Source organism: Sulfurimonas sp., assembly GCF_034005705.1.
Taxonomy (GTDB): Bacteria; Campylobacterota; Campylobacteria; order Campylobacterales; family Sulfurimonadaceae; genus Sulfurimonas.
This window is the reverse complement of record NZ_JAVEUF010000002.1, coordinates 38,110-63,560: the sequence shown is the minus strand read 5'-3', so window position 1 is coordinate 63,560 and position 25,451 is coordinate 38,110. Positions and strand designations below refer to the sequence as shown.

The 25,451-nt window shown below is 41.1% G+C and carries 25 protein-coding genes; 15 read left to right on the top strand and 10 right to left on the bottom strand.

All coding sequences use genetic code 11. The annotated features are described in order from the left end of the window. Positions 1 to 267: 267 nt before the first annotated feature. Entirely contained in the window at positions 268 to 1,014 is a 747-nt protein-coding gene (locus RBR61_RS01780) for a transposase (protein ID WP_320341791.1), read from the top strand. Between the two features lie 68 nt (positions 1,015 to 1,082). Here the strand turns inward: RBR61_RS01780 and RBR61_RS01775 are convergent, their stop codons facing one another. Further along, positions 1,083 to 2,051, bottom strand: coding sequence for a DUF4214 domain-containing protein (locus tag RBR61_RS01775; RefSeq protein WP_320341790.1), 969 nt, complete (start codon positions 2,049 to 2,051; stop codon positions 1,083 to 1,085). Between the two features lie 172 nt (positions 2,052 to 2,223). Here RBR61_RS01775 and RBR61_RS01770 point away from each other — a divergent pair, with 172 nt between their 5' ends. Next, on the top strand, positions 2,224 to 3,252 hold the full coding sequence (locus tag RBR61_RS01770; RefSeq protein ID WP_320341789.1) for a dipeptide epimerase: 1,029 nt from the start codon (positions 2,224 to 2,226) through the stop codon (positions 3,250 to 3,252). Here RBR61_RS01770 and RBR61_RS01765 read toward each other — a convergent pair. Both RBR61_RS01765 and nhaA read right to left on the bottom strand, forming a co-directional pair. Continuing rightward, positions 3,242 to 4,351: a multiheme c-type cytochrome gene (locus RBR61_RS01765; protein ID WP_320341788.1), complete on the bottom strand. Its 1,110-nt coding sequence runs from the start codon at positions 4,349 to 4,351 to the stop codon at positions 3,242 to 3,244. The genes RBR61_RS01770 and RBR61_RS01765 overlap by 11 nt on opposite strands. 38 nt (positions 4,352 to 4,389) lie before the next feature. Next, a complete protein-coding gene (gene nhaA / locus RBR61_RS01760) occupies positions 4,390 to 5,730 on the bottom strand; it encodes a Na+/H+ antiporter NhaA (RefSeq protein ID WP_320341787.1) in 1,341 nt (446 codons plus the stop codon). A 64-nt stretch (positions 5,731 to 5,794) separates the two neighbouring features. Between nhaA and RBR61_RS01755 the strand changes: the two genes are divergently transcribed. The 5 genes from RBR61_RS01755 (at position 5,795) to RBR61_RS01735 (ending at position 12,444) form a co-directional block, all read left to right on the top strand. Further along, complete coding sequence (locus RBR61_RS01755) at positions 5,795 to 6,967, top strand: hypothetical protein (RefSeq protein WP_320341786.1); 1,173 nt, start codon at positions 5,795 to 5,797, stop codon at positions 6,965 to 6,967. Beyond that, positions 6,964 to 7,959, top strand: coding sequence for a MoxR family ATPase (locus RBR61_RS01750; protein WP_320341785.1), 996 nt, complete (start codon positions 6,964 to 6,966; stop codon positions 7,957 to 7,959). The genes RBR61_RS01755 and RBR61_RS01750 overlap by 4 nt, the downstream gene beginning before the upstream one ends. A 65-nt stretch (positions 7,960 to 8,024) precedes the next feature. Further along, positions 8,025 to 8,543, top strand: coding sequence for a ferritin-like domain-containing protein (locus RBR61_RS01745; protein ID WP_320341784.1), 519 nt, complete (start codon positions 8,025 to 8,027; stop codon positions 8,541 to 8,543). 56 nt (positions 8,544 to 8,599) lie between these two features. Then, a complete protein-coding gene (locus RBR61_RS01740) occupies positions 8,600 to 9,718 on the top strand; it encodes a VWA-like domain-containing protein (RefSeq protein ID WP_320341783.1) in 1,119 nt (372 codons plus the stop codon). A gap of 23 nt (positions 9,719 to 9,741) precedes the next feature. After that, the gene (locus RBR61_RS01735; protein WP_320341782.1) at positions 9,742 to 12,444 is read left to right on the top strand and encodes a cation-transporting P-type ATPase; all 2,703 of its coding nucleotides are present in this window, start codon (positions 9,742 to 9,744) and stop codon (positions 12,442 to 12,444) included. Here RBR61_RS01735 and RBR61_RS01730 read toward each other — a convergent pair. After that, positions 12,441 to 13,688 (bottom strand): diguanylate cyclase, encoded by a 1,248-nt coding sequence (locus RBR61_RS01730; RefSeq protein ID WP_320341781.1) that lies wholly within the window; start codon positions 13,686 to 13,688, stop codon positions 12,441 to 12,443. The two genes, RBR61_RS01735 and RBR61_RS01730, sit on opposite strands and share 4 nt — an antisense overlap. 47 nt (positions 13,689 to 13,735) lie before the next feature. Between RBR61_RS01730 and RBR61_RS01725 the strand changes: the two genes are divergently transcribed. Next, the gene (locus tag RBR61_RS01725; protein ID WP_320341780.1) at positions 13,736 to 14,998 is read left to right on the top strand and encodes an AAA family ATPase; all 1,263 of its coding nucleotides are present in this window, start codon (positions 13,736 to 13,738) and stop codon (positions 14,996 to 14,998) included. A 7-nt stretch (positions 14,999 to 15,005) separates the two neighbouring features. Here RBR61_RS01725 and RBR61_RS01720 read toward each other — a convergent pair whose 3' ends face one another. The 3 genes from RBR61_RS01720 to RBR61_RS01710 all read right to left on the bottom strand — a co-directional run bounded on the left by RBR61_RS01720 (position 15,006) and on the right by RBR61_RS01710 (position 17,949). Next, the gene (locus RBR61_RS01720; protein ID WP_320341779.1) at positions 15,006 to 15,275 is read right to left on the bottom strand and encodes a nitrous oxide reductase accessory protein NosL; all 270 of its coding nucleotides are present in this window, start codon (positions 15,273 to 15,275) and stop codon (positions 15,006 to 15,008) included. A gap of 76 nt (positions 15,276 to 15,351) precedes the next feature. Further along, on the bottom strand, positions 15,352 to 17,265 hold the full coding sequence (locus RBR61_RS01715; protein WP_320341778.1) for an HD domain-containing phosphohydrolase: 1,914 nt from the start codon (positions 17,263 to 17,265) through the stop codon (positions 15,352 to 15,354). Positions 17,266 to 17,352: 87 nt separating this feature from the next. After that, a complete protein-coding gene (locus tag RBR61_RS01710; RefSeq protein ID WP_320341777.1) occupies positions 17,353 to 17,949 on the bottom strand; it encodes a peroxiredoxin in 597 nt (198 codons plus the stop codon). A gap of 126 nt (positions 17,950 to 18,075) precedes the next feature. Here RBR61_RS01710 and metK point away from each other — a divergent pair, with 126 nt between their 5' ends. The 4 genes from metK (at position 18,076) to RBR61_RS01690 (ending at position 20,666) form a co-directional block, all read left to right on the top strand. Beyond that, positions 18,076 to 19,251, top strand: coding sequence for a methionine adenosyltransferase (metK, locus tag RBR61_RS01705; protein WP_320341776.1), 1,176 nt, complete (start codon positions 18,076 to 18,078; stop codon positions 19,249 to 19,251). Positions 19,252 to 19,402: 151 nt separating this feature from the next. After that, a complete protein-coding gene (locus RBR61_RS01700) occupies positions 19,403 to 19,687 on the top strand; it encodes a 4Fe-4S dicluster domain-containing protein (protein ID WP_320341775.1) in 285 nt (94 codons plus the stop codon). Positions 19,688 to 19,834: 147 nt separating this feature from the next. Then, a complete protein-coding gene (ndk, locus tag RBR61_RS01695; protein ID WP_320341774.1) occupies positions 19,835 to 20,248 on the top strand; it encodes a nucleoside-diphosphate kinase in 414 nt (137 codons plus the stop codon). 40 nt (positions 20,249 to 20,288) lie between these two features. Next, positions 20,289 to 20,666, top strand: a complete 378-nt coding sequence (locus RBR61_RS01690) for a hypothetical protein (protein WP_320341773.1) — start codon at positions 20,289 to 20,291, stop codon at positions 20,664 to 20,666. Between the two features lie 44 nt (positions 20,667 to 20,710). Here RBR61_RS01690 and RBR61_RS01685 read toward each other — a convergent pair whose 3' ends face one another. Then, on the bottom strand, positions 20,711 to 20,872 hold the full coding sequence (locus RBR61_RS01685) for a hypothetical protein (RefSeq protein ID WP_320341772.1): 162 nt from the start codon (positions 20,870 to 20,872) through the stop codon (positions 20,711 to 20,713). A gap of 36 nt (positions 20,873 to 20,908) precedes the next feature. Between RBR61_RS01685 and rpmF the strand changes: the two genes are divergently transcribed. From rpmF to RBR61_RS01670, 3 genes are read left to right on the top strand one after another with little or no spacing between them, the layout of a single operon-like run. Beyond that, positions 20,909 to 21,058 carry a 50S ribosomal protein L32 gene (rpmF, locus tag RBR61_RS01680; protein WP_008335740.1) on the top strand — a complete coding sequence of 50 codons (150 nt, stop codon included), beginning with the start codon at positions 20,909 to 20,911 and terminating at the stop codon, positions 21,056 to 21,058. A gap of 3 nt (positions 21,059 to 21,061) precedes the next feature. Next, positions 21,062 to 22,060 carry a phosphate acyltransferase PlsX gene (gene plsX / locus RBR61_RS01675; RefSeq protein ID WP_320341771.1) on the top strand — a complete coding sequence of 333 codons (999 nt, stop codon included), beginning with the start codon at positions 21,062 to 21,064 and terminating at the stop codon, positions 22,058 to 22,060. Next, positions 22,060 to 23,061 carry a beta-ketoacyl-ACP synthase III gene (locus tag RBR61_RS01670; protein WP_320341770.1) on the top strand — a complete coding sequence of 334 codons (1,002 nt, stop codon included), beginning with the start codon at positions 22,060 to 22,062 and terminating at the stop codon, positions 23,059 to 23,061. Before plsX ends, RBR61_RS01670 begins: the two co-directional genes overlap by 1 nt. Positions 23,062 to 23,216: 155 nt before the next feature. Here the strand turns inward: RBR61_RS01670 and RBR61_RS01665 are convergent, their stop codons facing one another. Both RBR61_RS01665 and RBR61_RS01660 read right to left on the bottom strand, forming a co-directional pair. After that, the gene (locus RBR61_RS01665; protein ID WP_320341769.1) at positions 23,217 to 23,582 is read right to left on the bottom strand and encodes an HIT family protein; all 366 of its coding nucleotides are present in this window, start codon (positions 23,580 to 23,582) and stop codon (positions 23,217 to 23,219) included. Between the two features lie 116 nt (positions 23,583 to 23,698). After that, entirely contained in the window at positions 23,699 to 25,258 is a 1,560-nt protein-coding gene (locus RBR61_RS01660; protein ID WP_320341768.1) for a DEAD/DEAH box helicase, read from the bottom strand. Positions 25,259 to 25,451: the final 193 nt, after the last annotated feature.

Here is a 25,451-nt window from a genome sequence, read left to right as displayed (position 1 = left end):
AAAACACTCTAGCCCCTCAAAAGGTTAGAACTTTAAGCCTCACCCCTAAAAAGGTGGGGCTTTTTTATTTCTACTTTTCTCCCTTTTTGCTACAACCAAAAAAGGGTGTCAGGCACCATTCTTTAGGCACCATTCTTTGCAATAACTTAATTTTTTCTTTCTTCCTCCTTTTCTCTTTCTCTCAGCAACTATGGAAAAAGGGAAAAAGGTGTCAGGCACTATTTAGTGCAAAAACTTAATTTAAGTTAAATTTTAATACAATATCAAATGCCAAGAAAAGAACGATACCAAGAAGCTGGATGTTATCATATTATTAATCGTGGAGTAGAAAGAAGGTCTATATACCTTGAACCCAAAGATTATGAGTTTTTTTTAGATTTATTACTCAAGCTTACCAAAGAGTATGAGATCATCATGCACGCATTTTGTCTTATGACAAATCACTATCATCTTCTTTTAGAAACCAAACAAAACAACCTATCAAAAGCCATTCAATTTTTAAACGATAAATATGCAAAATATTTTAATAAGAAATACACAAGAAATGGTCATCTTTGGCAGGGCAGGTACAAGTCCTACCCCCTGTTTGACGACGCTCATTTTTGGATAGTAGCCAAATACATAGAGAGAAATCCAGTCAAAGCCAGTATGGTAAAACAAGTAGATTTATATAAATATCAATCATTTTTTCAATGGAAATATAAACATAACTACTTTGAACTTTTAAATAACTCTATGATTTTTGAGATGACTTATGATGAATATGCTGATTACGTCAGCAGTGAATTGGATATTGATGCCATAGATATTGTCTATAAATCTCCCAAGCTTATAACAAAAGATGGCAAGCTCAAAGTTCTCAAAAAAAGAATAGAGACTTTTTTTGAACTAGACAGAGATATAAACAGAGATATAAATGTCAAAAATGCTTTTGAATATGGGTACACACAATCAGAAATAGCAAGTTTTTTAGAGCTTAATCCTTCTACAGTAGCAAGAATTATTAAAAAATAGAAACAAAGGATGTCAGTCACTATTATTCAGCTATTCCCAATCTTCGCAGATTGGGAATAAGCTAGACTTTATACTATAGTAGTATCAGTTATGTCTGGTGTACCTATTAAGACTATATCTGCATGTTCGGCAGACTCAGAGAAAGATGTAAGTAACTCATGTCTAGCCATACCGGATGCTAGTTGACCAAACCAGTAAGCTTTACCATCAGCGTCACTAGCTCTGTCTAAAGTATTTAGATATAAAGATTCAACAAAATCATCATCCGATACTTCTGCTCCGTATAGCTCTTGAAACTCTTCTGATTCAATAAATAGATTTGCAATATCATTTAGGGATACATTAGATTTTGCTAATTCACTCATCCAATAACCAAGACCTTCATTATCTACAGATCTATTGAATGCAGCATCATAAAGTAGAGTTAGAGAATCTTCATCCGAATGGTTCTGGCTGTCATCATCAGAGTTATCATCAGAGTCATCATCAGAGTCATCATCAGAGTTATCATCAGAGTCATCATCAGAGTCATCATCAGAGTCATCATCAGAGTCGTCATCAGAGTCGTCATCAGAGTTATCATCAGAGTCATCATCAGAGTCGTCATCAGAGTCGTCATCAGAGTCGTCATCAGACATTTGCTCTAGTTCTGTCTGTTGCGCACTTAGAAGTTCATCGCTATGTTCACTCTCAATTGTTTCTACATGCTCATCGGAGTCTGAAAAACTAAGAAGTACATCTCTTTTTAGTCCACCATTTTCAAGTGTATCAAGCCAATATGAAAGCTCATCCTCATCAGGTTCTCTTTTAAGTACGTTAGAGTACAAAAGAGATATAAACTCTTCATCACTTACATCATCACCATAAAGTGAAGTAAACTCCTCTGATTCCATAAATTGGTCAGCAACTTCAGAAAAAGTCAATGCACCACTAGCCAGTTGAGATGTCCAGTAACCAACACCACTTATATCTGATTCTCTGTTAAAACTTGCATGATACAATCTAACTAAAGCAGAATAAAATGTTCCATTTGCCATAATCTATTCCTTATTTTCATTAAGCTGACCAATAGTATCAACTTAAATATATTATAACAATAAAAAGTTACAAGTGTGTTACATATTAAACTATATTAAAGAAAATAGTCTCAGGGGAACTTTTGAAAATCTTACAACGGGCGGATTCCGCAAAAGTGAATATTGTAGTCAAATGAAAATAACAAAAATAAAAACCCAAGTAAAACACATAGCGCTAAAAACTCCATTCAAAACAGCTCTGCGGGAGACTTCAGACGTAGAGTTTGTAAGAGTCTATGTTGAAAATGAGAATGGTCATGTCGGCATTGGGGAAGCGCCTGCAACAAAGGCGATAACCGGTGAGGGTATTGAAGATATACTCCACTCCATAGAGAGCGTAAAAGAGCAGTTTTCAGATACTACATGCAAAGAGGCGTTGGAGCTTCTGCATAGTGGGTGCAAGATCGGCTCAAGTGCAAAAGCCGCGCTTGATATGGCGTTTATATCTTTACATGTAGAACAAGAAAACCGTAGTTTGGCGGAGTATTTTTGCATAGAGAATTTTACGCCCATAAAAACAGATGTTACCATCAGCCTAAATGCTGCAGACGTTATGATGGAAGATGCCAAAAAAGCCTGCAGTGAGAGAAAAGAGATACTAAAAGTAAAGGTCGGCAGCGATATTTTGCACGCGGTGGATGTTATAAGAAAAATTGCAAATGAGCTGCCTAATGCAGAGATATTGGTCGATGCAAATCAGGCTTGGAGCTTTGAAGATGCGCACTTTTTTATAAACAATATGCTGGATGTTAAGATAGAGCTGATAGAACAGCCTGTTGTTGCATCTGACTTGGAGAGTCTAAAAAAAATAACAGAGTTCTCGCACATTCCCATCTTGGCAGATGAAGCAGTTTTCACACTTCGAGATGCCAAAAAAGTAGTAGAGTCAAAGAGTGCCGATATGATAAATATAAAGTTTATGAAGTGCGGCGGGGTTACAAAAGCCATAGAGATATTGGAGTATGCAAGGCAGAGCGGTGTTAAATGTATGCTCGGTTCTATGCTTGAGGGACCATACTCTATAAATATGGCGCTCTATCTGGCGTTTGCATACAGAGATGTCGTGAAGTATGTAGATCTAGACAGCCCGCTGCTCTACAAAGAGCCTTCAAGCGAGCTTGATTTTGAGTTTAGAGGGTGCGAGATCTCACTTAAAAAGTGAAGCTCTGCTTCTTAAAGACTTTAAACTCTTTTGCCGTTTTCTCATCTTTTAGTCCAAGGCTCTCAAGAGCTTTTGGATTTACAAGGAACCATCCAAGCACCACATCGACTCTGTCGCCTTTTTGAAGTTTAAAATCTCTTCTTACGGCTCTTTTCTCATTTGCCTGTATCATCGTATCTTTTATGACTTCCTCAGCCATCCAAGGCATAGATGGTTTGCCGTCCTTTCCTATAACTCTGACAAACAGCTCTTTTTCAAGCTCAGTTGTTTGTCCATCTCTTGTGACGCTTATCTTTAAGAGAGCCAGACGGGCAGGGTGAAGCAGAAGTGCGTGAGAGCTCTGGTTGTCCACATTGACTATGAAGTGGTCTATGTTTCTGAGTATCGATATATTTACATATTTGCTCAGCATCTCAGAGTGAAAGTGAGCGCCCGCAAAACCGTGAAAAGAGTGAGTTTTTGTATCAATTATAGATGATGCGCTTCCATCAACCTGAGGCATATGGCAGCTAACACAGTTGGCACTGTTCATCTCGCTGTTTACGTTGCTTGAACAGAGGTTCAGACCAAATTTGTTTACGTTGTGAGAGTGGCATCCCACGCAGACGTTGCCGTTTTTGAAGTTCTCGTTCTCATCGGTTATGATCTTGTGGTAGGGAGAGTCAAGAGAGCTTCTGTTGGAGCCGTAATAGCTGTTTTTGTCTTTTGAGATAATGTTAGTGTTGCTCTGTGCATGCTCCTCGATCTTCTCTATACGGTGGCAGTATGCACACCCTATAGCTTCTTGATGAGTAGGATTTTGCTCATCAAACATCGCTTTTTCACCAGGTGTCGTCATCTTGTCTAGATTGTCCGCTCCCGGTGTGTGGCATTTGCCGCAGCTGTACTGCTCTGTCTTGGTCATTGCTACCTGCTTGTTCCAGATAGCGTTGTGGATAGGGTCTTTTTGCGGTGTAGCGTTTGCGTGCATTGAGCCGTAGTACTCACTGTATATCTGTTCGTGGCACTTTTGGCAATCTTTGCTCGGCGCAAACTCGTGAACGGCATCGTTCGCTCCTAAAAACAGGGTTGTAAAAAGAAGTATGTATAGTGTTTTCATAGGTATTTCCTTATATGAACTAGAGTCGGATTATAGCACTATTTGTTTGAAGAACTTGCTATGTATCTAAGCCAAATAAATCCAAAAATACCTGCAAACAAAGATGCCGCTAAGATCCCTATTTTAGCCTGAAAGATAAATTCGCTATTTCCCGCAAAAGCAAGGTCCGCCACAAATATGGACATCGTAAAGCCGATACCTCCTAAAAAAGAGACGCCGAAGATCTGGCTCATAGTTGTGTTTTGCGGAAGCGATGCAATGCCAAACTTTATTGCAAGCCATGATATGCCGAAAATTCCAAGCACTTTTCCGGCTACAAGACCAAGAATGATGCCAAGAGATATAGGCTGCATTATACTTTCATTGATAGATGAGAAGTCAATCGCTATGCCCGTATTTGCCAGAGCAAAAAGAGGAATGACAAGTAAGCTCACAGGCAGGTGAAGACCGTGCTCAAGCCTTGATGCAGGGGTTCCCACCGCATCTATGGTGTCTTTTATATTTTGAAGGATCGCTTTTTGTCTCTCGTGCATCATATGATCGGTCGCTACCGGATACTTGTCATATTCGCTAAGCAGTTTGCATGTGTGTTCTGTCAGTGCGATAGGTGAGTACTTTGGTTTTGATGGGATCGCCATTGCTGCAATAACTCCTGCTATGGTCGCATGTACTCCTGATTCAAGCATAAAGTACCACATAATAATACCGACTATCAAGTATGGCAGTACCGCATGTATGCCGAAGCGGTTGAGAGCTATCATAACAAAGAAGGCTCCAAGTGCTAGGGCAAGCCAGAGCATATGTATCTCATTTGTGTAAAAAAGAGCAATGACGACGACTGCTCCTAGGTCATCCACGATCGCCAAAGCGACCAAGAATGTAACCAGCGAAGTGGGAACTCTTTTGCCAAGAAGTACAAGCGCGCTGATGGCAAAGGCAATATCGGTCGCCATAGGTATGCCCCACCCTTTTGCACCTTCTGCGCCTGCATTTATATTAAGATAGATAAGTGCAGGAACAAGCATCCCGCCGATTGCTGCAAGTATAGGGAGGATGGCTACTTTCATATCTGAGAGTTCGCCTACCGTGATCTCTCTTTTTATCTCCAATCCGATAATGAAGAAAAAGATGGCCATCAGCCCGTCGTTGATCCAGTGGTGGATAGAGTGGGAGAGCTTCCATGAGCTTACCTCAATGTTTATGTAGGCGTGAAAGAAGTGCTCATAAGCCTCCGATATGGGAGAGTTCGCAAGTACCAATGCCACTACGGTCATTATCATAAGTATGAGACCTGTAGTGGTCTGTGCGTGTATAAACTCTTCAAAAGGAGTAGCTATTTTTTTAAATACTCTCTCCCACGGCGCATATAGTTTTTTCATAAAAATCCTTTGCTTTGTCGATGCATTATAACAAATGTGTGTAACCAATGATATAATCTGCTTTATGAATTTAAAAGAGTTAGAAAACAGATCAATATTGCTTTTTGGCAAGAGCCGTGCTTTTAGCAGTGATGAGTTTGAGTCGCAGTTGAAGTTTCATAAAATAGGTCTCTCAAACGAGTTTGGCCACGAGGCGGCACTGGTTGTCGAGGGTAAGATGATGACCCCGTATGAGCAGAATATCAGCGATGAGCTTTATGAAAAACATTCAAGAGATATCGAGTTTATCTCAATTGATGTTCTGGAGAGGGAACTTGCAAAACATATAGATGCAAATACCCTTTTGATGAGCCTTAAACTTAGCCGTAACAAGGAGAGGCTCAAGTCTTTCTTGAAAAATTCGATGATAAGCGATGAGCTTTTTTTCAAGCTTCTAAAGATGTACTCGTGGGGCGGCGAGGATTTTTTTGAAAACGATGACAACCGTGATGTAAGTGCGGCGATAATCTTGCGCTTCTACCAAAACATAGAGAGAAACCATAATGTCCAGTATGCGACCACGGGTTTTATGCATCTTATTTCACAGACAACAAACCCGGAGCTGCTCTACGCCATTTTATCGCTTGAACCGATACGGCTCAATCCAAATATCCAAGTCGCGATCGCCGCAAATATCTGGTGTGACGATAGGATGCAGGAGCTGCTCTGCAAAACAAATGACCCTGATGTCCTAGAGGCGCTGTCACAAAACAGAAATCTCAAACGAGAGCTAATAGAAGAGTTTTTAAAAGATGAGAAACTGGGCAGAAACGTAGCCAAAAGTATAAATTTGACGGATGAGCTTTTTGAACTTTTTAAAACAAACAAGATAGGATTGGCACTCAATGAGAGCCTGACACTAGCGATGCAAAAAGAACTTCTAGATTACAACGATGATGAGATATCGTACGCTCTGGCACTTAACGGTGGCATTGATGAAGAGATAGTGCACCAGCTTTTAGAGAGCAAAAACGAGGAGATCATTTCAGCTTTGTATGAAAACCCAAAAATGCCTGCGGCAATACTTGAAGAGGCGTATAGAAATAATAAACATTGCCAAGAGATAGCAAAAAACGAGAACACACCTGTAGAGATATTGTACCAACTCCAACTTGACTCAAAATATGCTCGCTCGGTTATGGAGAACCCTGCGTTTGGCAGATATATACAACAAGAAAATATAGGATGGGAAGTATGAAAGCAACAGATCTAAGCACGGCAATAGAGGCTTTAGTAGAGCAGAGAGTGCCGACCTTTTTGTGGGGAGCACCGGGAATAGGAAAATCCTCTATAGTAAAGCAGATAGCAAAGAGCAGAGGTATCGGTTTTATTGACCTAAGACTAGCACTAATGGATCCGACCGACCTTAAGGGGATCCCGTTTTATGACAAAGAGTCCCACACAGCACTCTGGGCGCCTCCTGCTTTTTTGCCAAGTACAGGAGAGGGGATTCTATTTTTGGATGAGCTAAACTCTGCGGCTCCGAGTGTTCAGGCTTCTGCTTATCAATTAATACTAGATAGAAGAGTAGGCGAGTATGAACTCCCTGAAGGGTGGGCGATCGTCGCAGCAGGAAACCGTGAGGGTGACAGGGGTGTTACCTACCGTATGCCAAGTCCTTTGGCAAACAGATTTGTACACTTTGAGATGGATGTGGACGTAGAGGATTGGAGACTATGGGCATACAAAAATGCGCTTGATGAGAGAGTCCTCTCTTACCTCTCATATAAAAATGAACATCTGTTCACTTTTGATGCAAAAAGCGATGCTAAAAGCTTTGCAACGCCTAGAAGCTGGGAGTATGTAAACAGCGTTCTAAAGAGCAGCGTATCTGAAGATCTGCTTTTAGAGACCATCGGCGGAGCGGTCGGCAAGGACGTGGCGGTCTCCTTTTTGGCGTTTTGCAAGGTTATGAACAGACTTCCGGATATAAAAAATATACTACACAGCGGAAGCGGTGAGTACAGCGATGAGGTAGATGTCCTTTATGCTCTAAGCACGGGACTTGTGAGCGCATACCTCAAAGAGAGAGATGATGCAAAGTTGGAAAACCTGCTTAGGTATACATTTGGCTTAAAGAGTGAATTTGCCGTCATGACGGTGCAGGATCTACAGAGAAACGGCGTAAATATGGAACATCTTGAAGCGTTTAGAGAGTGGGTGGAGAAGTTTGCATATCTTTTGGATTAAAAAAGAGTTAACCAATTTGATGTATCATAGGGGCGTAGTAAAAAATTATTTACAAGGAGTAAGATATGGCTAGAGTAGGAAATTCGATAATTAAAGGTCTAGAGGTCTCAGAGATCATTAAACTTCTAAACAGAGCTTACGCGGATGAGTGGCTGGCTTACTACCAGTACTTTATCGAGAGCAGGGTCGTAAAAGGAATCATGAAAGATGCTGCTATTGCCGAGCTTGACCAGCACGCGGCAGATGAGTTAAGACACGCAAATATGGTAGCCGATAGAATTTTACAACTTGGCGGAACGCCTCTTTTAAACCCAAAAGAGTGGATGAAAAAGAGTAACTGCGGCTATGAAGAGCCTAAAAACTTTGATGTCGTAGCTATCCTAGAAGATGCGATCAAGGGTGAGCAGTGTGCAATAAACACTTACTCAAGCATAGTCGATCTCACAAGAGACAAAGATATAGTTACTTACGATATAGTCTCACAGATATTGGCTGACGAGGTCGAGCACGAAGAGGATCTTCAAGCGCTGCATGATGACATTACGGAGTTTGTGAGTGATCTTAAAAAAAGTCTAAAGAAATAACTTTAACATCAAAGAGGCACTCTCTTTGATGTTATGCACCAAAAGAGAAACCTCCAATGCAAAATATTCAAACAAAGATATCTCAAGCAAAATCCAAACTTCTGCTCTCCCACCCTTTCTTCGGAGCACTCGCCGCTAAACTTGAACTGGTACAAAACGACGATATACAGAGCTTTAAAAGCAACGGCATCAAGCTCGAATACAACAGCGATTTTTTGCAAAAGATAGATTCCGCGCAGATGGAGTTCGTTTTTGCAAACGGCGCCATGCACGCCTCTCTTGCCCATGAAGCGAGAAAAAACGGCAGAAGCGGCTGGTTGTGGCAGCTCTCAACGGATTATGCCATCAACGATATGTTGGTTCAAAACGGTCTTGTCCGCCCCGATGAGGCGCATTACTCAAAGAGATTCAGCGGTATGTATGCAGAGGAGATATATGCGGAGTTAAAAGAGGATATTTTGCGTGACGAGCTTGAGTATGAAGCGGATGAGACGGAAGACGTGCAAGATGACAAGAGTGAACAAAACAGGCAAAACACGCCTCAAAAAACCGATGCCCTGAGCGAGCAGCTCTTTGAAGAGTTTGCCAAAGCTAAACTTGAAGAGGAGGCTAAGAACTCCGAGATGCCTGTAGGTATAGGAAGATTTTTCAGCATAGCAGACGAGGGAAAGGTAGATTGGCGAAAAGAGCTGAGTGCGGCATTGCAGAGGTTCTACAGAGATGATTATGTGTTAATACCGCCGAGTAAAAAACTTCTATACAGGGGCATATACCTGCCATCTTCTACAACCCAAAGAGTAAAAATTGTCGTGGCAGTAGACAGTTCCGGTTCGGTAGATGAAAAACTTCTAAACGAGTTTTTAAGCGAGCTAAATTTTTTGATGTTGAGCGTTGCAAATTTTGAGATAGATATGCTTGTCTGCGATGATAAGATAAGGTCGCATAAAACATTTTTTGGCGGCGATATTTTAGAGGCGGATATAAAAGGGGGCGGAGGAACCGACTTCAGGCCGGTCTTTGAGTTTATAGACAAAGAGCTCTTAGATGTTCAGCTGCTTCTGTACTTCACTGATCTGGATGGAATCTTTCCAAGCGAAGAGCCAAATTACGAGGTAAAGTGGGTGGCTCCAAAAGAGATGATTGTACCATTTGGCACTCTTATCGTGTTAGAATAGTTCATAAAAAGATGGAGTCTAATATGCAAGAGTATAATCACTGGCACTCTTTAGAAGCAGATGAAGTTCTAAGAGCAGTTGAGAGTTCACAAGATGGTCTAAGCAGCACCGAAGTTGAGGCGAGACTTAAAAAGTATGGACCCAACAAACTTCAAGAAGAGAAGAAAAAGAGCCCCATTATCCGTTTTTTAATGCAGTTTAACAATCTTTTGATCTACGTACTCTTAAGTGCAGCCGTAGTAACTGCGCTGCTTGATCATATGATAGATACTGTAGTAATACTCGGAGTCGTGCTAATCAATGCAATTATAGGTTTTATCCAAGAGAATAGAGCGCAAAATGCGATGGATGCCATAAAAAAGATGCTGGCATTTCATGCCATCGTAGTGCGGGATAATAGCAGGCAAAAAGTACAAAGCGAATCGTTGGTCATCGGCGATATTGTCTTTATGAAGCCGGGGGATAGAGTTTTAGCAGATATAAGGCTGCTTGAGACACACGCCTTTAGCGCACAAGAAGCTCCATTGACCGGAGAGTCGGTTGCTGTTGAGAAGAGTGTCAAAAAAGTCATGCCTGAAGCAACTTTGGGAGACAGAAGCTCAATGGCGTTTGCAGGAACGACTATAGCAGGCGGAGAAGCAAAAGGTGTTGTTGTCGCTACGGCGGACAGAACGGAGCTTGGACGTATCAGTGGAATGTTAAGCAGCGTAGAGACCCTTACCACGCCTCTTGTTGAGCAGATGGACAGATTTGCAAAATATCTAACTTTTTTTATACTCTCCTTTTCTCTTCTTATTTTTCTTATCGGTCATTTTGTAAAAGGGCTTGATTTTACAGAGGCGTTTATGGCGGTAATAGGGCTTTTTGTTGCCGCTATTCCCGAAGGTCTGCCTGCTGTTTTGACTATAACGCTTGCAGTAGGCGTGCAGGCTATGGCAAAGAGAAATGCAATAGTCAGACAGCTGCCGGCCATTGAGACCATAGGCTCTGTTTCTGTCATCTGTTCCGATAAAACGGGAACGCTTACCCAAAATGAGATGATGGTCAGCAGTGTAGTTACAAATGATAGAGACTACAAGGTGAGCGGTGCAGGATATGAGCCTATAGGAGAACTATATTTCAAAGATGAGAAGGTTGATATAGATACAGAGGAGAGGCTGAAGTTTTTGGCTAAAACCTCTCTTTTATGCAGTGATGCTATTTTAAAAAAGGAGGGTGACTCTTGGAAAATAGAAGGGAGCCCGACAGAGGGTGCTTTAGTCACATTTGCCCATAAAGCAGGCTTCTACGCAGATGAGACAAGAGAAGCTTTTAAACGTGAGGACAAGATACCCTTTGACTCAAAACATAAATATATGGCAACACTAAATCATAGTCATGAAGGGGAATCTATCATCGTTGTAAAAGGGGCGGCGGAGATAATCATTAAGATGTCCGAGTTTGAGTATGTGGACGCACATAACGAAAAAGAGATCCAAACAGCGTATTGGGAAGAGAAGGCAAAAGAGCTTGCATCTTCGGGACAGAGAGTTTTAGCGCTTGCATATAAAAAAGTCTCCAATAATAAATTAACGCTTGACTTTGATGATCTAAAAGAGGGTATCGTGCTAATCGCACTTGTGGGATTGATAGATCCTCCTCGCCCTGAAGCAATAGAGGCGATAAAAGAGTGCTACAGCGCACATATAGATGTAAAAATGATAACTGGAGATCATCTATTAACCGCAACTGCTATAGGAAAGACAATAGGGCTTAGAAATTGCGAGAATGTCTTAAGCGGTACGGATATAGAGAAGTTGAGTGATGAGGAGCTTGAGAGTGCGGTACTTGATACGGATATATTTGCAAGAACTACTCCTGAGCATAAACTAAGATTGGTAAAGGCGCTTCAAGCGCACTCAAAAATTGTAGCGATGACAGGTGACGGTGTAAACGACGCGCCTGCGCTGAAGCGGGCAAATGTAGGTATTGCCATGGGAAAAAGCGGTACAGAGGCGGCAAAAGAGTCGAGCGAATTTGTTTTAACGGATGATAATTTTGCCTCCATAGTAAATGCCGTAAGAGAGGGAAGAAGAGTTTATGACAATATAAAGAAGGTCATAAGCTGGACGCTTCCAACGAATGCCTCCGAGGCTTCGGTCATTATAGTTGCAATATTCTTCGGAATGGTTATGCCGATAACTCCTATTCAGATACTTTGGGCAAATATGATAACAGCCGTTACATTGGGTATTGCACTGGCATTTGAGGATGAAGATAAAAATATAATGAAAAGAAGTCCCAGAGCGATCGATGAGCCTATTTTAAACAGGGAACTTATATGGCATATCGTTTATGTGACGACACTCTTCCTTATTGCTGTTTTTGGTGCTTTTTACTATGCGATGCAAAACGGTGCAACTGTAGAGTATGCCAGAACTCTTGCACTTAATGTTCTGGTCTTTTTGGAGATTTTCCACCTTTTTTATATTAGAAATTTAAACATAATAGAGTTGAAGCTTAGTGATGTTCTCGCAAACAGGGTCGTATGGAGCGCAGTATCCGTCATCTTTTTTGCACAGATAGCTATAACCTATACTCCTTTTTTGCAGGAAGTTTTTTTAACGGCATCTTTAACGCTGTTTGATTTTAGTATGATTTTTGTATGCGGAGTTGTTGTTTTTGTTCTCTTGGAGCTTGAAAAACAGTTCAGACTCAGGGCTGCAAGAAAGAGAGAGACAGCCTAGTTTACGACTATCTGATTTCTTCCGTTCTGTTTTGCGTTGTAGAGCAACATATCCGCTTCGTTTACGCTTGAGTCAAGGTTCTCATCGTTGGTCGTTACAAGCCCTATGGAGATAGTGTAGTTTATCTCCTCGTTATTGTTGCCTTTGGTCTTGCTGGTCTGGACGTTTTGTCTGATCCTCTCAAATATCTCTACGGCCTTTTGCGAAGATACGTCTTTAAGCAAAACTCCGAACTCCTCTGCCGCAAATCTTGCCACTATATCCTCGTTCGAGACGTTGGTTCTTAAGATATCTGAGAGATGCACGATCGCTCTGTCTCCCGCATCATGACCGTATGTGTCGTTTATCTTTTTGAAATTGTCAATATCTATCATAGCTATTGCGAAATGCTCTGAGTTCTCTTTGGCATCTTCAAAATATTTTGAAGCGTTAGTAAAGAAATATCTTCTGTTGTAAAGACCCGTTAAAAAGTCGCGCTCCGCACTGTTCGTGATCTCCTGTATATTTTCAAGAGCTTCTATCGAGTTGTTTATGCGGCATGAAAACTCCTCTTTTGAGAACGGTTTTTTAATGTAGTCGTTTGCGCCGTTCTTTAAAAACAGAGCTGTCGTCTCGTCATCGTCATCACCCGATATTACGATTATCGCAAGCTCGTTTTTTATATATTTTTTTCTGATCTCTCCTGTGAGCTCAAGCCCGTTCATAACCGGCATATGATAGTCGGTAAGGACTAGACTTATATCGGGAGTGCTCTCTAACATGCCTAGTGCCTCCTCTCCGTGGGCAACGGAGATGACCTTAAAAAACATATTCTCAAGCATTCCCTGCATCTGTTTTCTAAATACAAGAGAGTCGTCTATGAGCAGTATTTTGTGGTTTTGATTCTTTTTGAGTCTTTTTATGTTCTGGATGATGTAGTTGACATCATTTGCCCCGCTTTTAGTGACATAATCGATTATGTTCTTTTTGAGCATCTTCTTTCTGAACTCTTTGTCAATATTTCCGCTTAGCACGATTACGCGGTTCTTTTTCTCCAGAGCATAATCTACTATCTCTCCGTTTGGGGCGTCGGGAAGATTAATGTCAAGCAGGGTCAGAAAATATTTGTATCTTTTTAAAAACAGTTTTGCCTCAGAGAGGTTGTATGCGACATCAACTTCAAAATCCAGCTCCAAGCTTATCTTTTTTGCGATCAGTTTTGCTAAAGTCTTGTTGTCTTCTACTACCAATATTCTATTGCTCATAAGGCATAACTCCCCCAATTTTTTTCGTTATTATAGTATAATTTTTTATGGATTATTTGAACAGAGTCATTGAAAAACTAAAGGCAAGAAAGAGCGTTTTTTTAACCGGCGGTGCAGGGGTCGGAAAGACGACCATTACAAGAGAAGTTATAAAATATTACGAGAGCGAGTCTAAAAAAGTGGCAAAACTTGCCTCTACGGGAATGGCTGCAACGCTTATAGGCGGGCAGACGCTGCACAGTTTTTTGGACTTGGGAATTGCTTCAAGCCTGAGCGAACTTGAGATGAACTCTAAATTTGAGGCAAGCAAGAAGATAAAAAAGCTTATCTCCTCTATGGACCTTATAGTCATTGATGAGATCTCGATGGTGAGCGATGCCTTGCTTGATATGATACGCCTAAGGCTTGAGCAGAGCGATTTTAAGGGCTCGCTTCTGGTTGTTGGCGACTTTTTGCAGCTCCCTCCGGTGGTTCGCGGCTACAAAGAGGTAAGATTTGCATTTGAGTCCGATTCATGGAGAGAGTTTGATTTTGAAGAGGTCGAGCTGACACATGTTTACAGAACAAGTGACAGTGATTTTATAGAGCTTCTCTCAAGCGTGAGAGACGGCTTTGTGGATGAGAGTGTGCATAACGCCCTCAATGAGTTTATAAAACCGCTTCCGCAGGATTTGAGCGAATTTACTTTTTTATTCGGCAAAAATATCTCCGCATCGCTGCACAACAAAAACCAGCTTGAGTTTGTAGAGAGCGAGCTATTTATAAAAGAGGCCGGAGTCATAAAACACTCTAAGAGCGTAAAAGAGGGCGACATAGAGCGTTTTATGGATGATGCCAGGATAGAGAGGGAGCTGGAGCTAAAGATAGGCGTGCCCGTGCTCTTTACCAGAAATGCATGGAACTACTTCAACGGTGAGCGCGGAGTGGTCGTAAATATAGATGCTACATATGTCTATGTACAAAAAAGAGACGGCGTTGTCGTAAAGCTTGAGACCGTGGCACAGAGCAAAGAGGTCTGGAAGGAGAAGAGCGTAGGCGGTAAAAAAGAGGTGCTTCAAGAGAGCCTTTTTAGCGTCTATCAATACCCTATAAAACTGGCATACGCAATCACCATCCATAAATCGCAGGGCATGAGCATAGAGGATCTTATAATCGAGACAAACGAGATATTTGCACCCTCTCAGTTTTATGTGGCGATCTCGAGAAGTTCAAACCCTAAGCGCCTAAACCTGATAGCCCCTAAGAGACAGTGGAGAGATATAGTGTTCGTAAACCCAAAAGCATTGGAATTTGTAAAAAGGGGAGCTTGATGAGAGGCTACTTTGAAGCCTCTTGTTGCAACTTTTGGTAAGTCTCGTAATCTACCACTTTCCCCCCATATTTTTTTACATGGTCGTTAGCATCTTCCTCTTTTGCAAAGGCAAAGTACTCCTGCATAGTTCCGTACTTATGGCTGTCAATAACGTAAAATGCATCTTTAGCGGCAACCAGACCGTAATTTTTGGCATCGACTATATATTTTATCTCCTCTTTTTCGGAGGCGATCAAAGATATCACCATCAAAAATGTCAATAGCAGAGTTTTCATATTGATCCATTCTTTTGAATTTTAGAGTTAATGATACCAATATAAGTTCAATAAGACAATATAAAAAAAACTAATTTTATAAAAACTTTTTCAAATCCTCATAAGAGTTTATTCCGTCACTCTTTAAATCATAAATATTAAAATCAAACTCCAACTCTGCACGTTTTGTGAAATCTTCGATCTTCTCTAAGAGAGCGTTGTTGTCTGTAACTTCATCTTGTAACAACACAAGAAAGTCGTTCGCTCTCGCCCTAAAGAGAAGGTTGCTTTTAAAAAGTCTGCAAAGAAGGTTGGCAAACTCTTTCAACGTCTTGTTTCCGCCCTCCCATCCATGCTGTTTGTTGTAGATGTCAAACTTGTGCAAAGATATAATGAGAAGCTTTTTATACTTTTGATCGGCAGCTCCATTTTGAAGGACCGTCTCTAAAAATTTTGTGTTGTACAACTCCGTAACCGCGTCTTTGTAGAAGTAGGCAAATCTCTGCTGTTCGATAGCGCTCACGGGATTCTGGTTAAAATCCTCAATAATCTTGATGTTCGATAGAGCTTTTAGCGCACTCTTTACAACTTCAGGATGGTAATGAATGCAGCTTAGAGACTCTATCTCTTTTAGTGCGTCGCTTATGCTCTTTTTATGTTTGTATATCCTATTTGTAGTCATAGCATCAAATGCATCCGCAACCATCATGATACGTGAAAGTTCGGGTATCTCATCTCCTACAAGTCCGTCAGGGTAGCCGCTTCCGTCATATTTTTCATGGTGGTGTCTTACTATTTTCGCAATATCTCTGAACATTGGAACATCTTGAAGTATTTTAACTCCTACATTTACATGCTCTTTTATTAGGTCATACTCAAGTTTTGAGAGTTTGTCAGGTTTTAGCAAGACCGAATCCGGTGTCGCTATCTTTCCTATGTCATGAAGGGTTGCGGCTCTAAAGAGCAGGTCAAAACTATCTTCGCAGCAATTCATCTCTCTTGCTATAAGAAGAGAGTACTCTGCTACCCTTTGTGAGTGTCCTGCAGTATAGGAGTCTCTCTGCTCGATCATTGAAACCATGGCATAGACCAGTTTTTCATAATCCTTAGCTTTTTGTTCTTGGAGTTTTTGCAGTTTTTTAGACTCTTTTATAACCTCTTTTGTCTTTAGCCCCAGCAAATATCTAAAAAAAGCTACTGCGATACCAAGCAGCAGCAAAGCCCCAAGGGCTATCGCGAAGAAGATGTAGACCCATGTAGGAATATGAAAACGCTCCTTATCTTTAAGCCACTTAGCCATTGACGTGTAGTAGATCGACTCTTTGTCGTTTTTTAGATCACGCAGGTGAAGGTCTATCTTCTTGATAGTCTCCTCATTTTTGCCAAGCTTTGTAAATGCAAATTTTAGAGCTGCTGGGTTTACAAGAACGGATGTCGGTTTTACACTGAACCTGTCTTCATTCAGCTCACCGTAATATCTGTTTACTATGGCAGCTTCAGTTTTTCCGCTTTGAGTAAGCATTAGGGACTCTTCGTAACTCTCGGCAAGAACATAAACCGGGTTTACGTCAAAGAGCTCCAAAATCTCCTGCATCTGCTCATGCTGAATACTGTTTTTTAACAGAGCTATCTTCTTCTTATCCAGATCCAAGATGGATGATATCTTGGAGTTTTTGTTTCTGTAGATTACGGACCAGTTTGAGAGAACTATCTCCTTGTTGAACTTAAAAAGCCTTTCTCTCTCTTTTGAGTAGGCGACATCAGGCATAATGTCGATTTTTCCATCTTTAAGCAGCGAAAGACACTCCTGCCACTCACACTTTACATAGCTGATACGCCAACTCTCTTTGTCGGCTATATCATTTAAAACATCAACAAAAAAACCTGAGGGTTCGCTGTTTTTGTCTATAAATATTTTAGGGGGATTGTCGTAGATGCCGACACGCAACTCTTTTGTCTCATCGGCTGTGATAATTGTAAGAAAAAATAGTATTGTAAAAATTAGTTTCATAGAACCATTTTACAATAAAAAACAGAAAATAGCATGTGAGGGTTTTTAAGCCCTCACTCTTTGGTACTCTTTATTTTTATAGTTATTTTATAGTTTTTCGCTGTTTTTAGCCAGATACTCTGCAACACCTTCTGTTGAAGCTTTCATACCCTCGTCACCTTTTTGCCATCCTGCAGGACAAACTTCACCATGCTCGTCGGTAAACTGCATAGTATCAACCATACGGATCATCTCATCGATGTTTCTTCCAAGAGGCAGGTCATTGATAACTGCGTGACGGATTATACCTTTTGCATCGATCAGGAACGAGCCGCGAAGAGCTACTGACTCGCCGAAAAGTACGTCGTAATCTTTAGAGATCTGTTTTGTCAGGTCCGCAACAAGAGGGTATTTTATTCTTCCGATACCGCCTTTTTCTACCGGAGTCTCTCTCCATGCGAAGTGAGAGAACTGGCTGTCAACTGATACACCGATAACATTTACGCCGCGGTTTTTGAACTCATCGATTCTGTGAGAAAATGCGATGATCTCAGATGGGCAAACGAAAGTAAAGTCTAGAGGGTAGAAGAATATTACAGTACCTTTTTCGCCGAAATTTTCAGATAATTTGAAATTATCAACTATAGAACCGTCAGCTAAAACTGCTGTTGCCGTAAAATCAGGAGCTGGGTTTGTTACTAACATAATAAAAATCCTTTTGGTTTGTTTGCAAAATTTTAACGAAAGTATATTAATGAAACTCCAAGCAATAAAAGTTATTCTCTTTTTTGATATACTTTTGGCGTTTTAAAATAGTGTTAAGGAAAATCGATGACAAAAGAAGCTTCTACTCCAAAAGAGTATATTTTTACTTCAGAGTCTGTAACAGAGGGGCATCCTGATAAGATGGCGGATCAGATCAGCGATGCAATTCTGGATTATATTATTGAACATGACACCTCCGCACACGTTGCGTGTGAGACCTTGGTGTCAAACGGATTTTGTATAATAGCAGGCGAACTCAAAACTACCACATACGCACCGATGCAAGATATAGTTCGCAAAGTTGTACAAGAGATCGGATATACCGATGCGACATACGGGTTTGATTATCGCTCTGCAGCAGTTTTAAATGCCGTCGGAGAGCAGTCTCCGGATATAGATCAGGGTGTAAGTCAGGCTGATGGAGAGATAGGTGCCGGAGATCAGGGTTTGATGTTCGGGTATGCCTGCAGAGAAACAGATGTCCTTATGCCTCTTCCAATATATTTGGCTCACCGCTTGGCGCAGAGATTGGCTGAGGTTAGAAAAGAGGGTCTACTTCCATATCTTCGACCAGACGGAAAAGCGCAGATCAGCATAAAGTATGTAGACGAGAGACCTGTTAGTGTAGAGACCGTAGTGGTGTCTACCCAGCATGCTCCTGAAATAAGCCAAGAGAAGATCCATGAAGATGTGATTAAAGAGGTTATTAGGCATGTCATCCCCGCTGAGCTTATGAACGATAAGACGATCTTTCATATAAATCCGACAGGAAAGTTCGTTATAGGCGGCCCTCAGGGAGACGCTGGACTTACGGGAAGAAAGATAATAGTAGATAGTTATGGCGGAAGCTGTCCTCACGGCGGCGGAGCGTTTAGCGGCAAAGACCCGACCAAGGTTGACAGAAGTGCGGCTTATGCAGCAAGGCATATTGCAAAAAATCTGGTCGCTGCAGGAGCTTGTGATAGGGTTACGCTTCAGATATCTTATGCGATAGGTGTCGTTCAGCCGACTTCTATAATGGTTAATACCCATGGAACCGCAGTTGTAGATGAGAAGAGGATAGAGGCTTGCGTTAAAGAGCTTTTTGACCTATCTCCAAGGGGGATCATAAAGTCTTTAGACCTTTTGCGCCCGATATACAGAAAAACTGCTGCATACGGACACTTTGGAAGAGAAGATAGCGATTTTACATGGGAAAAATTAGACAGGGTAGAGGATATAAAGAATTACCTCAAAATTTGATAATAACAATTATCAAAACTCTGTTTTTTCGGAAAAAATCATATAAAAAGGGTAACAACTCATACTTGTTACACCTTTAGAGAAGATTTTTTAGCTTTATTTAAAAATCTTTGGTTAAACTTACTTCGAAATAAAAACTAGGAGAATCCTAATGGCAGTAATTATTGGTGATACATGTATTAACTGTGGCGCTTGTATTGATGAGTGTCCTGTAGAGGCGATTGTAGACGAGGATGATAATCCAACGGGTGAAGAGATTTACTACGTATATGCAGATAAATGTGTAGAGTGTGTTGGTCATCACGACGAACCTGCTTGTGCTACTGCTTGTCCAACTGAAGGATGTATTACATGGGATGCTGTAGGACCAAGTCCAGAGCACCGTGAAGACATTACGGATGATATGCGCGGCGTAGGCAAAGCTGTAGTAGAGTAATCTTTATTTACAAAAAATCATAGGGTTTTACCCCTGTGATTTAATCCATTTTTTCAAACATCTTCATAAATTTTTCCATTTTAGCTTAAATCAGACTCTTTTTGGGTACAATTCCACTCTAATTTTATATATTTAACAGGAGATTTGATGGAACGCACACTATCAATAATAAAACCAGATGCCGTTGCTAAAGGTGTTATCGGTAAGATTTTAGATCGTTTTGAGAGCAATGGTCTAAAAATAGCAGCAACAAGAAAGATACAACTTTCTCGCGCAGATGCAGAAGCTTTTTACGCAGTTCACTCTGAGAGACCTTTCTTCGGTGATTTAGTTGATTTTATGATAAGCGGTCCAGTGGTTGTTTCTGTACTTGAAGGTGAAAATGCAGTTTTAAAGAACCGCAACCTTATGGGTGCAACAAACCCTAAAGAGGCTGAAGCAGGAACAATCCGTGCAGATTTCGCTGAAAACATAGATGCTAACGCAGTTCACGGAAGTGACTCTGCTGAGAACGCAGCTATCGAGATCGCATTCTTTTTCTCAGAGAGAGAAATCTCTTAATTGATGAAAATATTCAAATAAGTAGAGCTTAGCTTTTTTTATGAAAATATTATTGCGAAAAGTAAGCAATACTCCGTTAGATTTTGAAGTTGAATTTGATAAAATAACTTTTAAAGGTTATTTACAGTATGATGCCGACAAATTAATTTTGCTAAAAGCGAAATTAAGCGGGCAGATTGACCTGAATTGCGACATTTGCGCTAATGAGTTTATGTTTGATGTAGATGAGGAGCTAGAGTTTTTCATCTCAGACGGCATTTACGAAAAAGATGATGAACTTCTCTTAGACGTCGTAGAGTCATTTGACTCTACCGTTGATATAGAGGAGCTTTTGAGCTCGGAGATAGAGCTTATAAAGAGCGATTATCACAGTTGCGAAAGTTGCAATCAGGGGATTGTTTCCGAAGAGGAAGCGTAGTAAAGCGGCAAGCGTAGCAAGATGGGCTCTGCTCATATTGCGTTTCAAACAGGGTTCTGCCCCGAAAAGGGGCAAGCTTTAGTGCCAAAGCGGCAAGCGTAGCAAGATGGGCTCTGCTCATATTGCGTTTCAAACAGGGTTCTGCCCCGAAAAGGGGCAAGCTTTAGTGCCAAAGCGGCAAGCGTAGCAAGATGGGCTCTGCTCATATTGCGTTTTAAATAAAGATAGAAAGGATATAGATTATGGCAGTACCAAAGAGAAGAGTATCTCATTCACGTTCAGCGAAGAGAAGAACTCACTATAAAATAACTTTAGCTAAACCTGTTAAAGATAAAGACGGAACATACAAACTTCCACACCACATCAACCCAACAACCGGTGAGTATAAATAGTAAATGGTAAAGATTGCTATTGACGCAATGGGCGGGGACTTCGGTCCCAAACCAATTGTAGAGGGCTGTATGCAGGCTCTTAAACACAAACTTTTTATTCCTATACTTGTAGGTAAAAAATCGGAAATTTTACCTCTGTTACCAAAACGTTATAGAGATAAGATTTCTATAGTCGAAGCTGATGACGTTATATCGATGGATGATGCCGCGACAGATGCCGTAAAAAGAAAAGAGAGTTCGATATATAAAGCTATTGAACTGGTTAAAAACGGTGAAGCGCATGGTGTTGTCTCAGCGGGACACAGCGGTGCTACAATGACTTTGGCGACTCTGAGACTTGGCCGCTTAAAAGGCGTGCTAAGACCTGCACTTGTGGCTTTGATGCCTACAAAGAGCAGCAGAAAATCTGTAATACTCGATGTCGGAGCAAACGTTGACTCTAAAGCAGAACATCTTTTGCAGTTTGCAGTTATGGGCGGATGCTATGCGGAGGATATGTTTAAGATATCAACTCCGTCGATCGGTCTTTTGGCAAACGGCGAAGAGAAGAGCAAAGGCAACGACGTAACGAAAGCGGCATTTAAACTTCTTGACGGCTATAAAGGCTTTAAAGGGAACGTTGAAGGCAGTGATATTTTCAATGCAAGCTGTGACGTCATCGTGTGTGACGGGTTTGTCGGAAACTTGGTCTTAAAAGCCTCTGAAGGTGTTGCTTCTACGATAAGCGGACTTATAAAAGAGTATATTAGAAAATCTCCTATAGCGATCACCGGGGCTCTTCTAATGAGAAAAGTATTCAAGCTTCTTAAAAAACAGATGAACTATGAAGAGATCGGCGGCGCTCCGCTTATCGGTATTCAAGGGTGTGCGATAGTCAGTCACGGCAAAAGCACTCCAAAAGCAATAAAAAATGCGATATTTCAAGCTATAAACTATGTAGATACAGGCGTAAACACACATATAGTTGAGAGACTTGAAGCACTAAAAAACAAGGAAGTTTAATGGCGTATGCGGCATTTCGCTCTATAGGTGCTTATGTTCCTAGCAAGATTCTCACAAATGAAGATCTCTCAAAAATGGTAGATACTTCTGATGAGTGGATAACAAAGAGAACAGGCATAAAAGAGAGACATATCGCCGCAAGTGATGAGTTTACGAGCGACATGGGTGTAGCTGCTGCTAAACTCGCAATAGAAAGAAGCGGCTTGGATAAGAGCGAGATCGACATGATCGTATGTGCTACTATCTCGCCTGATTACTTCTGTATGCCATCAACCGCTACTATCATAAGTACAAAATTGGGTCTTGGAAATATTACAGCGTTTGATATATCTGCCGCATGTACTGGATTTGTCTACATTCTCTCAATCGCAAAAGCATTTATTGAGTCAGGAATGAAAAAAAATGTGCTGATTATCGGTGCAGAAAAACTCTCGTCAATAACAGACTACAGCGACAGGGGTACATGTATTCTTTTTGGCGACGGTGCCGGAGCTGCAGTTATAAGTGCGACCGAGAACAGAGATGAGGCTATCATAGATATTCACACAGGTTCAGACGGTGAGTTTGCAGATCTTCTTATGACCCCAAACGGCGGAAGCGGCTCTGCACATGACTCTTTGGAGCAGGAAGCCGCAAGCTGTTTTATGCAGATGAAAGGAAATGAGACCTTCAAGGTAGCTGTTAAGACACTTACAAAAGATGTTGTCGAGATCTTAAAAGAGAACAGTATTCAAGCATCTGAGATTAAACATTTTGTACCGCATCAGGCAAACTATAGAATCATAAAAGCCGTAGGCGATGCTTTAAAACTAGAAGATGAGCAGGTTGTGCTTACTGTTGAGAAGTACGGAAACACGTCGGGTGCTTCTATACCGATGGCAATAAATGATATTTATGAGAGCGGAAGACTCAAAGCGGGAGAACTTATGCTGCTTGATGCTTTTGGCGGGGGATTGACATGGGGAAGCGCACTCGTGCCTTTTGCACCATTTAAAAAATAACTCTTCTAAAATGATACTTTTGTCCGATTTTAGCGTTGGGCTTTAGTTTTATTTTTCGTCATTTACAATAAGTAAACTCCTCAAAAAAAATTAAATCCCGCCTCAAACTAGAACAAAATTATCTATTTTATTTATACAGAAATTTCTTTGTAAAATTATCTATCAAGCGCTTTTCTGACTCTATTAAAGAACTCTTCCTCGTTTGGCAGATTCAACTTCGACTCTCTTAGTTTTTCTCCCCACATCGGGTTTGGAAAGTAGCTGTCACTCTCAAACCTTGCCATAACGTGTATATGAACACGCGGGAGCATATTGGCAAAAGATGCCATATTGATCTTTTTAGGGTTGTAGTACTCTCTCATCTCGCGCTCTATTATGTCATAGACATTCCAGAGTCTCATGCGAAGCTCTTTTGGAAGATCCCCAAGTTCTACGAAAGGCTCTTTTGTAAAAATCTTGAGCCACGGTATCTCACTGCTCTCTTTTTCTATATAGAGTTCGTTATCTTCATAAATTGTCATATTTTCTCTTTTTTGGCAAATTATATCGTTTTTTTGGAGTTTCAATTGAGGTTATAAGTAGGAGAGATAGGAGAAAACCCGAAAATCATTTCGGGCTTTATTGGTAAGAGAAGTTTTTAGTCTCTTGTTCTTGTACGGTTTCTGTCACCGCTTGGACGACTTCTCTCGCCAGAAGAGCTGTTGCCTCTGTAGCCGCCTGAGCGGCTTCTCTCGCCTGAACGATTTCTGTCACTGCTGCCTGAGCGGCTTCTGTTCCCACGGAAACCTCCGCGACTTCCGCTTTTGCCTCTGGTGTCTCTTCTCTTATCTGCACGTTCCAAGATAGCAGCCAGTTTATCTGCAGGAATACCGATAGTGTTTGGACCTTGGATGGTCTGCTTGTCTAGTATCATAGATACCAGTTTAAACATAATCGTCTCTTCATCAATATCCTGCTTTAGCATATCTAGTATCTGGTGCGCTTCATCATAGATCTTTTGATCTTCTATATTTGCTACAATCGATTTTAGGTTCGTTGCTCTTAAGTCGTTCTTGCTTGGAACGTAAGCGTGTGTCATAGTAGTTCCGACCTTTGCTTTTATGCGCTGAAGCTCTTTAAACTCTAATGGAGTCAAAAGTGTAATTGCTTTACCTTTTGTACCTGCACGTCCAGTTCTTCCGATACGGTGAACATAAGACTCAGGATCAAAAGGGATATGGTAGTTAAAAACGTGTGAGATGTTGTCAACGTGAATACCGCGAGCCGCGACGTCTGTTGCTACAAGAACGTTTACGTTGTTGTTTTTGAAACCTTTGATCACAGTTTCGCGCTGACGCTGCTCCATATCGCCGTGAAGCCCGTTCGCCAAATATCCTGCGCTTGAGAGAACGTTTGAGAGTCTGTCGACTTCGCTTTTTGTTCTACAAAAAACAACCGCTTTTTTACACTTTTCTGCATCCATAAGACGTATGATCGCGTCATCTCTCTCATGTTCGTCAATGACGTAGTACTCTTGGTTAATATCTGTATTTGTAGTCTCACCCTGTGTGATGCTGACAAACTCAGGATTATCCAAAATTCTCTCTGCAAGAAGCTTAATAGGCTTTGGCATAGTAGCCGAGAAGAGAAGTGTCTGGCGGTTTGAAGGAAGATAAGAGAATATTTCGTTGATATCATCTAAAAATCCCATATCAAGCATCTCATCCGCTTCATCAAGAACAACGATGCTTGGAGCGAAGTCTTTTAATAGGTTCTTCTTTAAAATGTCAAGAAGTCTTCCCGGAGTAGCGACAACAACGCTTGCGCCTCTTTGGATAAGGTCTATCTGTCTGTTGTAAGAGCTGCCGCCGTAAACTGTTACGGTTCTAGCGCCTATGTTTCTTCCGTATTTAAAAAGCTCGTCGCTTACTTGAGTTGCAAGTTCACGTGTCGGAGTAATAACAAGTATGCCTACGCCGTCTTTTGGGTCTATGTTGTTAAGAGCTGGAAGGCCGAAAGCCGCTGTTTTACCTGTTCCCGTATGTGCCTGACCTACGATGTCGCGACCCGCTAGTACGAATGGTATTGCAGCTGCTTGAATAGGACTTGGAATTGTAAATCCAGCTTCCTTGATACTGCGAAGTATCTCTTTTTTTAGTCCTAGATCATCAAATGTGATCGCCTTTGTTTCTGGTTGTGTTTGTGCATTTTCTTGCATCATTATCCTTTGGATAGGAGATGATACAAGCAAGCCGTAAACGGCAAGGCACCTTCCCCTAAAATATTTGGCGAATTATACCTAAATATATTGGGTTTTTGATTTAAATAAATTATATTGTGAATTAGTTAAGTTTATATTGTGTAAAAAAATGAACTAGATCTGCTTACAGCAGGTAGTAAATCATATATTA